Origin of the sequence: Kosakonia sp. S42 (genome assembly GCF_016624785.1) — a bacterium.
Lineage (GTDB): Bacteria > Pseudomonadota > Gammaproteobacteria > Enterobacterales > Enterobacteriaceae > Kosakonia > Kosakonia cowanii.
In genome coordinates this window covers 17505-31606 of record NZ_JACVTW010000036.1, presented here as the reverse complement: position 1 = coordinate 31606, position 14102 = coordinate 17505, and the positions used below count along the sequence as shown (strand labels likewise).

Below are 14102 nucleotides of genomic sequence, written 5' to 3'. Positions count from 1 at the left end.
ATTATGCCGGCATTCTGTTTCTGGATGGCACAGGATTTCGGGTCAGGGTCATTTCTTCTGTGATTTAATTCTTAATTTATTTATTTCGCTATGATATAAAAAGACTGGATAAATATTATAGTTAATAACAGTAATGGTGGATGTATGGATTGGCAGTTGTGGGGATTTTTTAGTGGTAGCATGTTTGAGTTTTATGTTGCAATAAAGGGCTTCAGGACAGGAACTGTAACTATGTACATAAACAGGAAAAAGAGAATATTCAATCATAACGATCGTCATTTTAAATTTGTTATTGCCATGCACTTTTGTTTTTCTTTTCTTGCTTTCACCGGAGGAATCTTTTTGTTTTTGGTGAGATATGTTTTTAAATAAATCAATATTATTGGAGGTAACAATAAATCAGCCTCCTGACTTATTTTTAAAACAGCACGCTTGATAAATTAAGCGACTTGCTTCTGTTTCATCTATCTATCAAATCTGTTTCTACCTTCAACCTAATCCGATATTCGAAGGTCTGCGTGTGGTGAACAATGATGTCGACCATACGCAGCTTGCGCGAGGTGGTATTTAATACTCTGCAACCCATTCGTTATCTATATAGGTTTTCTGAGTAGCAACGAGTAGCAACGAGTAGCAGGAGGCAATGTACAGTTCGGGATAATGAGGATGTATGACCGCTTCGTGCGAGAAGCTGACATTAACAGAGATATTATGCACAATAATGATTAAACATGCACTGTTTAATCGGACATTATCATGTAAAGAATGACCATAGCAGCCCGGGAAAGAAGCAGTTACTCCAGTAACATGCTATTATCTGTTACAATTATTTGTTTACTAATAAAGCGGCTTCAGTTTATCTCTATGACAAAATCATTAATAAATACACCCGGGGGCATCGCCCTTATGCAATATGATGATGGAAGGTCTTTTCAATTCAGCGAGGGCGTTGAAGATACACCAACTAACTCACCAATAGATCGAAATAGTATATTTGATATTGCATCTGTATCAAAACAATTTACAGCATTCAGTATTCTTCTTCTTGAAAAAAGGGGGGCGCTAAAATCAAACGATCTGCTTTTTCAATACATTCCTGAAGCTGCTGTAATTGAAGATGATATAAGTCTTGAGATTCTCATTTATCACACATCAGGACTTCCATGCCTGTTTGATATAGCTAAAAAAAGGGATGGATTATTTTTCTGAATTTAAATCAGAAAGAATTATTGCTGGGATTTTCGAAGAGAGGCACCTTCATTTTACTCCGGGCACGAAGCATGAATATAGTAACACTGGATATATACTTCTTGCTCAGGTGGTTGAAAATGTTTCCGGAACAAGCTTTGCTGATTTTGTGAAAAAAGAGATACTCTACCCTTTAGGGATGCATAACTCTTTTGTTTCTGATGAGTTAGCCAGGATGGAAGTAGCAGTGAGTGGTTATCATAAAAATGAAAATAACGTATTTTCTCCTGTCTTCAGCCCATGGGGAGTGATGGGGGCAGGCCTTGTCCATTCATCTGCTGGTGACTTAATGAAATGGGGGCTAAATTTTTCTTCTGGTTTAGTAGGGGGCGATGAATTAATAAGGAAAATGCTTACTCCGCTTCCTGGACTTACTGATGCAGGTATTATGGTTGAAGAGCATAGCTCTTACTGTTTTGGCATTGAGTTGGATAAAAACGATTCAGGTGAAATCTATTGCCACCTTGGCTCTAGTTTTGGTGGAGAAAGCTATTTTATACGTTCGCAACATGAAAAATTTACTCTTGCATTATTATCCAACATTGAAGATTACGATGTATCTGCGACTGCCCTTAAACTATTTAATGGCATGATGGCAATGAATATATAGAGCAAAAACTTCATTTTCTCTTGGTATACATCAAACACGTGTCAAGACCTAAGGCCGGCTTCTAGCTCAAGCAAGCACCATGTAATGCGTACCCGTTGCAAGCAAATTTGATTTTAGGGTGAATTTAAAAGTTCGATAAATCATATATGATAAATGGTACAATCTGCATCTTTCATCATCTGAACCAGAAAAAAGATGATAAATAAAATTCTTATAAGTGCTTGCCTGATGGGCTTCAAGGTTCGTTACAACGGAAGTGATAAAGCTAAGGTGACAGATAAACTGTCTCAGTGGCAACAGGAAAAGCGGTTAGTGGTGCACTGCCCTGAACTGGCGGCCGGGTTGACGATACCTCGCCCACCAGCTGAAATCATGTCTGGTGACGGGAACGAGGTAATGCGTGGTCGTGCCAGAATAATTGAGAATTCCGGGCGAGATGTTACTGAACATTATCAGCTTGCAGCCTGGCTGGCTCTGCGTGCGGCCCAGGAATCTGGTTGTCGCGCTGCTTTGTTAACTGACGGAAGTCCAACATGTGGTAGTCGTAATATCTATGACGGGTCTTTTAACAATATCCGAAAAAGTGGTATGGGTGTAGCCGCATCACTACTTGCCAGTCATGGTATAGTTGTATTCTCCGAAGAACAGCTCCCGGAGCTAATTCTATGGGTTGAAGAAAGAGAAGGGAACTCAACCTCTGGCTGAGTGTATGAGAAGCCGTTCCGCTTCTGGTCTTTAACAGACGTTAAGGCAGAGATGGCATCGCTGGCCAGGTAATACCTTTTTTAAGAATCCAAAACAAACAGTTATACCCGCCCCATTAGGGGCGGGTTTGGTATCAGAATCGTTTCCAGTTTTCCGACTGATCTTCTTTAGCGTTTTTGGCAGTTAACAAACTAACCGGCTTATTTCTTGTTTTTTCCTTATCATTGTTTGTTATCTCAGATTTGACTATCACAAACGCCGAAACCAGCTGTTTAAGACCATCGGCTTGATCCATCAATGAGCGTGATGCCGCCGAGGCCTCTTCAACAAGAGCCGCATTCTGTTGCGTCACATCATCCATCTGGTTCACAGCCTGGTGAACCTGCCCGATGCCCTGCATTTGTTCCTGAGCGGCAATGGAAATTTCATCGATCAATTCGGCAACCTGGCGAACTGCGTCATTCATATCAACCATGTTGCGACCTACATCCTCTGCCTGATTTGCACCGGCTTCAACATAACTCATAGATGATTCGATTAGTTCTTTTATCTCTTTAGCGGAAGATGAGGAACGTTGAGCAAGGTTACGGACTTCACCTGCCACGACGGCAAATCCCCGACCCTGTTCGCCTGCACGAGCCGCTTCCACCGCTGCGTTAAGGGCGAGAATATTGGTCTGAAAAGCTATCCCTTCGATCAGCGCAATGATGTCTGTAATCTTTGCTGAGCTGTTCCGAATGTCGTTCATTGTATCCTGCAGATTTTTAACCCTGACTGAACTGTTATCCGAAATCGCACGCGCGTTTTTAGCCAGCTGACTTGCAACCTGAGTATTTTCTGCCGTTTGTCGTACCGTTTCAGACAGTTCAGCCATGCTCGCCGCCGTTTGCTCCAGCGAGGCTGCCTGCTCTTCCGTGCGTGAAGACAGATCTTCATTACCGGCAGATATTTGTGCGGAAGCCGCGCTTACCGAATAAGAAGAATGACTGACTTCTGACAGAGAAGTAGCAAAACGCTCTACCAGATGATTGAATGACAATGCCGTCAGACCAATTTCGTCCTTGCGTGCCGAATCTGCCCGTATTGTGAGATCTAAAGAGGAACTGGTCTTTTCCATGGTGAAACGCATTGCTTCCAGGCTCCTTCGGATACTGATGATAGTTTTTATCACCACAGCACCAAGGATAAGTATTACAGCAGCAGAACCCAGAATGAGACTCCAGAAAGTCATTGTGTAAATGTGTTGGTTATCTTTCTTGAGTCCTTCGCCGATACTGACGTTGAGAGCCAGCTGCTTTTGATAACCCTGGATCAAGTTGCGAATTTGCTGGCCGACACCCGTGTTACCTTGCAGCTCTGATAATGAAACAACGTCGTTTTGAGCCGCAGATCCTTTCAGAAAAGCGGGTAATTTCTGTTCAATCTGGGTAATAGTCCCGAATGCACCCTGTGTCAAAATCCTGTCTTCATCACTGGAAATATCATTGTCCAGGTAATACTGGTTAAGGGATTTCAGGTTATCTATCTGACGCTTGATTTCATTCTCAAGTTGAGCCTGTCGAGCTGACTGGGTGGCACTTTGATGTCGATAGAGCCATATAATCAACTCATTACCAGCATCAATTTGCTTGCCTAAATCGATAATTGAAGGTATCGCATTACTTTGAACATACTGAAACCGGGACTGGAACCCCGTCACAACAAGAACCGCGATTAACACTACAGATATAAGGGATATGGTAAGCATTGAAAAGCTCAGAAAAAGTCGCTGCGCAATTGTCATCAGTCGTCCACCAGTGTTGTAAAAAATTAAACAGAAAAGAAGTTGTTACATACTTGTTTTCGGCAACGAAGACAGAAAATTTAGGTGAGGGAAAGGAAAAGCTGCTGAATCTGTCGGGTTTTACAGTAGATGGCATCAAGGTTTTGGCTGTCTTGAGGAATCAAAAATCTTCTTCTGCATCACCGGACCCGCAGATTATTGGCGAAAATTATGGGCATCACAGTATGTTAAACAGTGAGGATCAGGTCAGACTGGCTGAAGAGGAGGTGATAATTTCTGCCTTGTACTTTGCTAAGCCGATAAAAAAAGCCGCTCACGGGAGCGGCAAATCAACATTCACGTTTTATCTGGTAGTAAGGATACACCTCCAGCTCTGAAGCGATGGATTAAAAGACGTGCTTTAACGTGGGTATTTCAGTGGATTACCCGTTTAATTAACAGTTTTGCAGTGAGAGAAGAGCATAAGCTCCTGTAGTCAGTCACAAAAAAAAGGTGCCAGCGACATCACTGACACCATCAAGTTATAACGGTGATTTATTTTTTAACTATTATAGGCAAATCATCGCGACTTATGTCAAATTCAGTAGGGTGCTGGTCTGGAACCATGTTGTCACGCATGAAGACGGGTCGCCATTACAATTGTCTGGCCCCAAACGGTCTTGCTTTGGGCTTTAATCAGCGCAGGTTTTTGAAAAAACGAACCTGCGCCAGATTTCATTACTGTAGACAAGCGCTCATTCAATAGTTTTCTCACAATAGCAGATCGCAGCGCAAGGGCCGATGACCCGGGAGCTCTGCTTGCGCAGTCGAAGTTCATGCTGCCTGCTGATTATGATCTTATAGGGGGCGCACCGTTTTTTCAGTCTTTCCTTTATCACTGTCTTTTAGTTTGTGTCTCGTGCTTCTGAATTGTCGAGGTGCAGCGTGGTCTCTTAAACAGATGCATCAGGAAGCAATAAGTGGCAGACAAGTAATGTTATTTCAGACTGGTCAACTTCAGCTCGAGCCAGTTGCGCATTTCCTCGGCAGGGAGTGGACGGGCATAGAGATAACCCTGAGCCTGATCGCAGCCATATTTTTGCAGAGTCTCGCCGGTCTGTGAATTCTCCACTCCTTCCGCCAGCACGATATAATCCAGCTCTTTCAGCATAGAAATGATGCTTCGCGCGATAATACGCGCCCCGGTATCCTGCGAGAGCCGGGAAATCAGGCTCCGGTCCAGTTTAATGATATCAATCGGCATACGACGCAGGTAACTGATGTTGCTGTAACCGGTGCCAAAATCATCCAGAGAAATAGGAAACCCGCGCAGTTTCAGATCTTCCAGCCCCTCAATTGCTGCGGTGCTTTCAATGATCCGTTCGGTTTCCAGACACTCAATGCCCAACAGACGAGTGGGCAGGCTGGCACGAATCATTTGTTCTTCAAGGCTGTCTGCAAAACCGGATGCTGAGATGTCGTGAATACTCACATTAACCGAGACGGGTATTGCAAGGCCGGCGATGTGCCAGCCCCTGAGCTGAGTAATGACACTGGCGATAACCCAGCTCGTCAGATCGGGTAGCAGGCCTGCATGCTCTGCGATAGGAACAAAGATTCCCGGTGAAAGTTCGCCTTTTTGCGGATGTCGCCAGCGAATAAGAGCTTCAATTCCTACCGGTACACCGCTCTGCAGGCAAATTTTTGGTTGATAAACGAGGTAAAGCCCGGGCATGTTACCCTGTATAGCCTGTCGCAGTTCATCCATCAGCGCAGGTGTAGAGGGCGCGTCTTCGTCTGCCCAGGTGCTTTCTGGTAACAGTAAAATATTCTGACGAATACGATGGTGTAATGCACTGACTGCCTTATTCAAAACTTCTCTGGCGGATGACTCTCCCGGGATGAATGTCTTACCAGCTGTGTGGACTCTGAACTCAACGGAAATTCCCGGCTCAAGCTCTGCGCTGACACCCTGTAAGCGACTGGCAACAACGCTGGCTGAGATTTTATCGGAAACATGAGTCAGAAGGGCAAAACGGCCTGTTGCGACCATGTAGAGTTTTCCGCACCTGAGCGGGCGCAGGCGCAGGGGCAGCATAATCGCCATATCGCGCAGCAGGTTCTCAATCGGTGTCATCCCTCGGGTGCGCGCAAGTTCATGCGCGCGGGGCATATCTATACAGTCAATCAGGATCAGGTCACGTTCGGCAATATCATTCGTTGTGGCCAGCAGCTGGATATCGCGTAACAGATGCAACTTGTTGGGCAACCCGGTTATGGCATCCGTCAGACCGGCATAATGCCAGGCTTCAAGAAACGACATCGCCAGTTCACCCAGCAACTGAAGAGTATCAATCTGCTCTTTTGTAATTATGTGGGGGCTGGTGTCCACTACACAAAGTGTGCCTAATTTGATGCCATCACGTGTGGATAGTGGCACGCCCGCATAGAAGCGAATAAACGGGCTGGAAAGGGTCAGCGGATGCGCGGCAAAACGGGCATCCTGAAGGGTGTCCGGAACAATAAACGGGTTACCGCTGTCCACGGCGTAGCGGCAAAAAGAGTTAACCCGTGAAGAGGTCTCCAGACGAAAGTTGATTGCTGCCCGCACATACTGGTTCTCATCATCCAGCACGGAAATAAAACTGCCAGGTATTTTTAACATTCTTGCAGCTAACTGCGTGATTTTGCGCAGTACATCATCGCGGCTGTCATCCGGGGTGAGTAGTGCCTGTAACGCCAGAAAATGACGTTCTTTGTCGTCGCCGATATTGAGTAACATTGTTGCCTCCCAACCGGCTGTGGACGGTGGGTCTTAAATTGAGGAGTTGCTGAAAACGACAGGGTTGTTACAGCAGGATGGAAGCATACCGGCAGGCAATGTTAGCCAGGTGCAAATATGATCTGTACTGATAATATCTGTAAAAAGACAGGGTAATAGATAAAAAAAACGCCTTTTACAGGCTTATTTCCCCGACAAAGTTCCAGAAGGTGACAGGATTCTTTTACATATCTTCATTCCTTCTGAGCCTGTGAAATGTGGCGTTACCTTACAGAAAGCAGCATGAAACAGGTAGGGTGTGTCAGTGGTGCACGCCGTTGGTTTCGTTTTATTCCGGATAGCGCGACATACCATCCGGAGCACTGACCACCACCCCATTTCTGCCTGCTCCTTTCGCCTCGTAAAGAGCAAGATCAGCCTGGTGCAATGCGAGACTGAGATTGTCACCACAGTCATCAAGCGCTGCAACACCGACAGAAAGGGTAAGATGGCCCGTAAAGGGGAATATCTCGTTAAAAACAGATGCGCGTATCCGTTCTGCCGTAGCTGCAGCGGCTTCACGCCCGGTATGAGGGAGGAAAATAATGAATTCCTCACCACCGGAACGGCTCACAATATCGCAGCTCCGACATAAATTCAGTAATTTATTACTGAGAGCAACCAGTACCGCATCTCCTCCGGTATGACCGTGATGGTCATTAACTCTTTTGAAATAATCGATGTCAATGGCGACGATGCTGTGATTACCTGAGAGAAGATAACCATTGACCTGTGAACTGAAACCTTTGCGGTTATACAGGCCGGTAAGAGGATCTTTCATGGCTTCCTCACTGAGGACGCTCACCCGGCGGGTTATTAGCTTGAGATGGTGGCTGACAGACTCCCGCAGCCGTTCCGCTTCCTGATAGCCCGGATTAAGCATTGCGAGTTGCCGGAGCGTGCCTTCACTGTCACTGGTACGGGTGAACTCAGCAAGTTTTTCAAGAGGTGCAGAAAGCCGTGCTGAGAAATACGTTACAATGGCCACAGTAAGAGCAATGATGGCGAGTGTAAACCAGCCTGCATTAAGAGCGCTCCGGTACAGGATATGCGAGACACTGTCGGATGTGCCGGATATCAGGACGCGCCAGTCGGCCTGGTTCAGGCTGGCGAACCCGATGAGTCCCGCCCTGCTGCTGGTATCCACGAAATGCCCGCTTCGGGCGGTGGCCAGACGTTCAAGCAACGCAGGATCAGACTGGATATGTGTACCAACCAGAGCCTGCTTCTGACTGAAAATTATGCGTCCATCTTTGGTTACCACACTCACTTCGGTCTGTTTACCGTAAAAATGCTGACTCAGTATTTCACTGAGCATACTTTGTTTTTTTAGATAAATGGTGCCCCCGATGTAACCGAGATACTCACCATCAGTTGAAAATAACGGCTGGGAAAGGAATACGACGTAATTACCAGCTGCGGAAACAAAGGGTTCCGATATGAATGCGTTTTTTTCTTTTATCGCCCGTTTGCTTGCAGCAGAGCTGAGCCTGACGCCTATAAGATCCAGACTTTCCGGTGAGGTAGCGGCGATGACAGCATCAGCGTTAACAATAACAACCGAATTGAAAAAACCTGACTGCAGCCGCAGTCGTTCGGTTTCCTGAACCAGCCGGGGTTTATCATTTAGCTGTGTTATAAGGCTGGCGCTGTAGGCAAGTTCGCGTTGTGCTGTGGCAAGATATCGATCTGTCGTATCGGCCAGTTTCCGGGCATATGCGATATTACCTTCTAGGAGGCTGGCCTCGATATTACCTTTCTGAAAAAGTGTGAGCGATCCCAGAAGCAGCAAAGAAGTCAGCAGGATCCCGCCAACCGAAAGCGTCAGCATGAGGGTGCGAAGGCGGTATTTCCTGTTGAACATGTTTATCCAGTTATCAGCCATCCAAAGATGCGGCAGTTTACCAGTATGGTGAACAGAATATAGCCATCAATGCAGGGGATTTGTCAGGAGCTGTCTCGGGTCAAAAAAGGCCGAGGTAAATATTGTCTAAAATACAAGCAAGGCTGTCCAGAGTTACACAGCGGCCATTCCTTTTCGTCGGACAGTGGCCCCGTATGTTTTTTAACTGACGACAAATCTTCAATTAAAAAATTGTTGCGTCTGGTTCCGGGGTCAGCATCCTCATTCTGCTTTTTCTTCTCTGTACAGGTAGAGTCCTCAGACGCAAGACGGAATTAACGATACCATGTGTTTTACTATCATACTTGGCAGGCGGCGGGCGATTGACCTGGATGTGGTAATCGCCGTGCGTAATGAGGCGCCGGTAAATGATCTGCTAGAGATGCTCAGAGGCTAGTGTCACAGCAGCAGAGTTAGATACGAAAACGTCAGGAGTGGGTCAGAAGCATGTTGCACAACATATCCGGGCGGGAAGAAGCAGCACTGAAAAAATTCAGGCATCGAAAAACGCGCCCATGCAGACCGTGCAGGCGGTCGGCAAAACGGAACCAGAAAACGGCACGCCTGTCCTGGCGGTTTCGGGCTGTTTTGTACCACCTCAGATTTTGTGTATAGTCTTGCAGTTGAGCCATTTGACAGTAAAAGCTACCAGATGAATTTTTACCACAGACGCAGACAGGCTGCTACATGATGCAGGGTGAACAACCAGACGGAAAAGAAGCAAACTGCATCAAAATCATACTGCACACATCTAAAATATATCTTTGCAACTTATTGCAAAACAGACGTGTCCCGGCTAGATTGCTGAAGTTGTACAGTTAATCAAAAAAGTTGTACAACCTGCAACTGCACTTTGCAACTGGCCCGCTATGGCGGATTACGACGCTTTTTTAGCGAGTTTATAATGGCTAACTCTACTGCCGCATTATCCCTGGTCTCGCCCGGCACTCACATTGCTCACGAAGATGAACAACGTGTTATCGATGAAGTAACACTTTCATTAAAGGCTGAGAAGGATGTTATAACCAATAAAGACCTGATGCTCGCCCTTATCAGTCGCCTCGAAACGGAAACCGATGTCGTGCAGAACGACATTTTACGTAATGCGCTCGAGATAATTGTTCATATCACACTGGAAGATTTGTAAGTTTTCCTGATCTGCCAGATATTGCCTCCGTCAGTCGGAGGCTTTTTTTAGTCAGGATTAATGGAGGATAGCAGCTATGTCCGGGTACCTGTGATATGTGCCTGTCCCGGTCAACTCTTTGTCCCTCATGGTTGCTTTTTCCCTTGAGCTGACTGCTATGGCTGACTTTACATCGGTGATAGCCAGGGTACAGGCGCTCACTTGTTCTGTGCTGAAAGCGTTCATCTTAAAATCCATCAGTACTTTCAGCACAGAAGCCAGGGTAATGTCCTCCTTCCTGTCCATTAAAATCATTACCGCCCGTCCGATTAGTTTGCCGGAATCCCTTTCTGTATCAGCTCTTCCCATGCTTAATGTCTCCTGCCCGTAACTAAACCAGTACTCTTTAAGGATGAATTTAACCAGGAATATTCCACGAGTCACAAGTATGGTTCAGCATGATTGTTAATTCAAAACTTTACCGCCCGCCGACCAGCAACTTTCGCCTGAGCATTATGCTTTGTCGGTGTCGAATAATGTTCACATGCGCGGTTACCGGGCGGCAAAACAGCATACTGAGTTGCAAAAATTGATCTGACATCCTTTCAGGAAAATCTATGCAGGAAAAAGGCACATTCACTGTCCAGAAAGACAAAGATGATTAGCGGTAAAGAAACACAAAGTAGTTACAACAGTCATATTTGTGCTCTTTGATCCCACAGCATGACACACCAGCGCCAACATTGAGGCAACGATAAATAGCAATAACTCATCAGACCCGCGCAAAGGCTGTCAGGCAGGACTGCTCCCGTATGCGGGCATTTCAGTACCGGTTCAGACCCCGGCAAGATATCGTGATTAAGCACCTGGTTATCAGGGTGAGCCCTGTCACTAGACAGTGACTATCTCTCACCTATGTATAATGTATAATATATTGTACTTTCATCGTGGGTTATGTCTGAGTTTCCTTATTACCACTTCCGGTCCTGCTGCCGGGCAGCGTAACAAACTTATCTGTTTTCAGCCGGCCAGGCACAATGGCTTCTGAAAGGCACAGTGTAATCAGTCTGGTATAACGTCTGCGCAGACAGTCACCCGGCCAGAAGCAAAAAATCATCAATTGAAACTATTGCAGCTAAATATAATGAATTCATGAAACATTGCCGATAACCGGAGAAGTAATCATTTTATCCGGCATCTGTGATGCGGCGTATCCACTCAGAGGGATTTTTTACACCCGAAGCTGTTTTGTTTGACGTATTAATCCCTGTCATTAAATGCAGCCCCATGGGGGCACCAGGGATGCAGGTCCCTTTTTTGCGACGACAGGATATAAAGCTGAACCTTGATGAAATACGGTAAGCGCGATAAGGCCGTGGCAGATAAGGGCCTGTATAGAAACAGATACTCTGTTTTTTGCCGTTTTAAGCGTATGCTGAATCTTTATGTTACGGTTCAGTTAAAACGTCTGGTTTTTTCCCTTTCAGTCACCCGTGAGCGGCATCACCGGAGCCAGTTTATGCTTGTGAATCTCAGAGGTAATGAAGATAAGCGGAAGAGGGCCATGGATGCACTCAAAACGTCCGATGAAAGCAGGGATGAGGTGCTTGAAGAATTTGTCCGTCTTACCATCGACTCACTGGGGATCTCCGGAAGCTTTATTTCTTTCATTGATGAGAGCCATCAGCTCATCCGGGCTGCACACAATTTTGATCTTTGCCAGACTACACGCGAAAATGCTTTCTGCCGTTATGTGATAGACAGCGGAAAAGTCATGGTGGTCCAGGATACGCTACGGGATCCACGTTTCGCAACACACCCTCTGGTGGTGGCACCGCCGGGGATCCGGTTTTATGCCGGTGCGCCCCTGGTTAACCGTGAGGACATCATCCTGGGTACGTTGTGCGTGACAGACACGGTACCTCATCAATTTTCCCGCAGAAAAAACATCAGGCTGAAAATGCTCGCCCGCCTGGTGATGGCGTTCCTGGAGGTCTGGCATTCGGCGGGTTTTACAGATGCCGCGACAGGCCTGCCAAACCGTCAGCAGCTGATACGCCGCCTGGAAACACTCCATCAGGATACTCACAGCCTCTTAAGACTTACTTTAGTAGACTGCATTGATATCCCCCGCGCTTATGAGCTGGCCCGAGCGCTGGGTATGGCGCCGGTGGAGGCGATGCTGCGTGATGCGGGGTTACTACTTCGGGAGAGACTGTCGCTGCAGCCTGCTGATATAATCTATACGGTTGCCGTGGGTCGCTACGCTATTCTTGCACCAGCCAGTGACCGCTTTTCTGCAAAATATGTAGCGAGCATGCTGCACGACTTCAGTGTCCATCCCAGGAACGGGATGGCCATGAACCTGTCAATCCACACCGGTGAAGTCTGTTTTGTGCCGGCATCACTGTCACCTCAGGAGAGCCTGAGGCGTGCAGTCAGTGCACTGCATGATGCCATCAACAAGAACGTGGATGCGCAGGAGTTTGATGAACTCAGCGACGCCCGCCTTAACAGCGACTTCATCCTCATGAATGATCTGGATGCCGCGCTGCGGAGCAACACCGGCGGGTTGTATCTGGTGTATCAGCCCAAAGTATCACTGACCACCGGTCAGACAGTCAGTCTGGAGGCGCTGATCCGCTGGCATCATCCAGAAAGAGGCGAACTTTCTCCGGCGGAGTTCCTGCCTGTTGCACATTTCTCGGGCCTGATGCACCGCCTGACCGACTGGGTGGTGGACAAAGCCGTGCACCAGCTGACAGTCTGGTCTGCCAGACTACCGCGACTCCCTGTATCGGTTAACGTCAGCGTCAGCGACCTTTCCCGCAAAGGATTTGCCGCAATCCTGTCAGAAAAAATGCAGGTTGCCGGCCTGCCTGCACACCTGCTGGGACTGGAATGCCTGGAAAACGAAATCGCTACCGAGAATACAGAGGCCCTGACCAATATGGCCAAGCTGCGGGAACTGGGATTCAGGATCCTGCTGGATGATTTTGGTGCCGGATACAGCAATATTGGTTATCTGCGCCGTATGCCTGCCGATATTATCAAACTTGATAAATCGCTGGTCGCCGGACTGATAAATGATCCCGGCAGCTGCATCATAGCCAGCAGTATCATTCGGATGCTGAAAGAACTGGACTTTATTGTAGTTGCCGAAGGCGTGGAAGATAAGCAAACCCTTGAACTGCTCAGGGAATACGGATGCGATGAGGCTCAGGGATACTATTTCTCCCGGCCATTGACTCCGGTAGCGCTGGAAAACTGGCTCGAAACCACGCAGTCCCGGAGATGAGGTGTAGCCAGTAAATCCAGTTCAGATGACCTGCGTTGCGTCATACACAGGCACATTTTCCAGTCCGGCCTCACACTGAAGGATCGGCAGGATATGGTGACCGCCAGCTCAGTCAGGCGCATCTCAGTCAGACAGTCGTGCCGGCGGATGCGGGTTTACAGGTGCACTGCGCGCTCTGCCGCATATCTGGTCCATCCACAATGACAGATGCCGGCCGGAACATACCCCAGCCATTCCTTGTTGCCTTTGCATGGCACTATAAGGGCGCGCGCGGCGTAGCTTCATAACCCAGCGCAGCCACAGCCAGCCGAGAACAAAGATTATGGAAGAGGCGAGTTATGAACTTAATCTGCGACTGTGGAACATGACAAAAGACAAACTGTGCCGGAGATCCGCCAGTTCAGAAAATACGGAACATACGAACATGCAGTTACTGGAAGCTTACCGGCGCGCAGACGAATTGAAAGAAGTAACAAGCAAAATGGAAAACAGGCTTGATTAATTTTTGACCAATTCCTTTTTTTCACTGCCGGCGCGGGCGGCGGACCGTTATCCACAGGTTTATGCTCGGTCTGTGCAACCTGTCGGTGGAAAAAACCGCCGCTACGGACCCCGTACAATCACATGAA

At 47.2% G+C, this 14102-nt stretch carries 10 protein-coding genes; 6 read left to right on the top strand and 4 right to left on the bottom strand.

The window, feature by feature from the left end; all coding sequences use genetic code 11:
• Positions 1-906: 906 nt before the first annotated feature.
• The 3 genes from IAE50_RS26545 to IAE50_RS22735 all read left to right on the top strand — a co-directional run bounded on the left by IAE50_RS26545 (position 907) and on the right by IAE50_RS22735 (position 2563).
• On the top strand, positions 907-1209 hold the full coding sequence (locus IAE50_RS26545) for a serine hydrolase domain-containing protein (RefSeq protein ID WP_200581397.1): 303 nt from the start codon (positions 907-909) through the stop codon (positions 1207-1209).
• Complete coding sequence (locus IAE50_RS22740; protein ID WP_200581396.1) at positions 1193-1858, top strand: serine hydrolase; 666 nt, start codon at positions 1193-1195, stop codon at positions 1856-1858. Before IAE50_RS26545 ends, IAE50_RS22740 begins: the two co-directional genes overlap by 17 nt.
• Before the next feature lie 195 nt (positions 1859-2053).
• Entirely contained in the window at positions 2054-2563 is a 510-nt protein-coding gene (locus IAE50_RS22735) for a DUF523 domain-containing protein (protein WP_200581395.1), read from the top strand.
• Positions 2564-2696: 133 nt separating this feature from the next.
• Here IAE50_RS22735 and IAE50_RS22730 read toward each other — a convergent pair whose 3' ends face one another.
• Positions 2697-4346: a methyl-accepting chemotaxis protein gene (locus IAE50_RS22730; protein WP_200581394.1), complete on the bottom strand. Its 1650-nt coding sequence runs from the start codon at positions 4344-4346 to the stop codon at positions 2697-2699.
• On the opposite strand from IAE50_RS22730, the gene IAE50_RS22725 reads away from it, so the two are divergent.
• Positions 4310-4723, top strand: coding sequence for a hypothetical protein (locus IAE50_RS22725; RefSeq protein ID WP_200581393.1), 414 nt, complete (start codon positions 4310-4312; stop codon positions 4721-4723). The two genes, IAE50_RS22730 and IAE50_RS22725, sit on opposite strands and share 37 nt — an antisense overlap.
• Positions 4724-5322: 599 nt before the next feature.
• Here the strand turns inward: IAE50_RS22725 and IAE50_RS22720 are convergent.
• Positions 5323-7107, bottom strand: coding sequence for an EAL domain-containing protein (locus IAE50_RS22720; protein WP_200581392.1), 1785 nt, complete (start codon positions 7105-7107; stop codon positions 5323-5325).
• A 328-nt stretch (positions 7108-7435) separates the two neighbouring features.
• Positions 7436-9010 (bottom strand): sensor domain-containing diguanylate cyclase, encoded by a 1575-nt coding sequence (locus IAE50_RS22715; RefSeq protein ID WP_200581400.1) that lies wholly within the window; start codon positions 9008-9010, stop codon positions 7436-7438.
• Between the two features lie 943 nt (positions 9011-9953).
• Between IAE50_RS22715 and IAE50_RS22710 the strand changes: the two genes are divergently transcribed.
• Positions 9954-10196 carry a biofilm development regulator YmgB/AriR family protein gene (locus tag IAE50_RS22710; RefSeq protein WP_094420628.1) on the top strand — a complete coding sequence of 81 codons (243 nt, stop codon included), beginning with the start codon at positions 9954-9956 and terminating at the stop codon, positions 10194-10196.
• 57 nt (positions 10197-10253) lie between these two features.
• Here the strand turns inward: IAE50_RS22710 and IAE50_RS22705 are convergent, their stop codons facing one another.
• Entirely contained in the window at positions 10254-10544 is a 291-nt protein-coding gene (locus IAE50_RS22705) for a hypothetical protein (protein WP_200134422.1), read from the bottom strand.
• A gap of 1150 nt (positions 10545-11694) precedes the next feature.
• Here IAE50_RS22705 and IAE50_RS22700 point away from each other — a divergent pair.
• Positions 11695-13473 carry a sensor domain-containing phosphodiesterase gene (locus IAE50_RS22700; RefSeq protein ID WP_200581399.1) on the top strand — a complete coding sequence of 593 codons (1779 nt, stop codon included), beginning with the start codon at positions 11695-11697 and terminating at the stop codon, positions 13471-13473.
• Positions 13474-14102: the final 629 nt, after the last annotated feature.

Bases quoted from the DNA above. Each gene is read 5' to 3' on its own strand.
- IAE50_RS22735 (WP_200581395.1), top strand. From the start codon at position 2,054: ATGATAAATAAAATTCTTATAAGTGCTTGCCTGATGGGCTTCAAGGTT.
- IAE50_RS26545 (WP_200581397.1), top strand. From the start codon at position 907: ATGCAATATGATGATGGAAGGTCTTTTCAATTCAGCGAGGGCGTTGAA.
- IAE50_RS22720 (WP_200581392.1), bottom strand. From the start codon at position 7,107: ATGTTACTCAATATCGGCGACGACAAAGAACGTCATTTTCTGGCGTTA.
- IAE50_RS22730 (WP_200581394.1), bottom strand. From the start codon at position 4,346: ATGACAATTGCGCAGCGACTTTTTCTGAGCTTTTCAATGCTTACCATA.
- IAE50_RS22740 (WP_200581396.1), top strand. From the start codon at position 1,193: ATGGATTATTTTTCTGAATTTAAATCAGAAAGAATTATTGCTGGGATT.
- IAE50_RS22710 (WP_094420628.1), top strand. From the start codon at position 9,954: ATGGCTAACTCTACTGCCGCATTATCCCTGGTCTCGCCCGGCACTCAC.
- IAE50_RS22700 (WP_200581399.1), top strand. From the start codon at position 11,695: ATGCTTGTGAATCTCAGAGGTAATGAAGATAAGCGGAAGAGGGCCATG.
- IAE50_RS22715 (WP_200581400.1), bottom strand. From the start codon at position 9,010: ATGTTCAACAGGAAATACCGCCTTCGCACCCTCATGCTGACGCTTTCG.
- IAE50_RS22705 (WP_200134422.1), bottom strand. From the start codon at position 10,544: ATGGGAAGAGCTGATACAGAAAGGGATTCCGGCAAACTAATCGGACGG.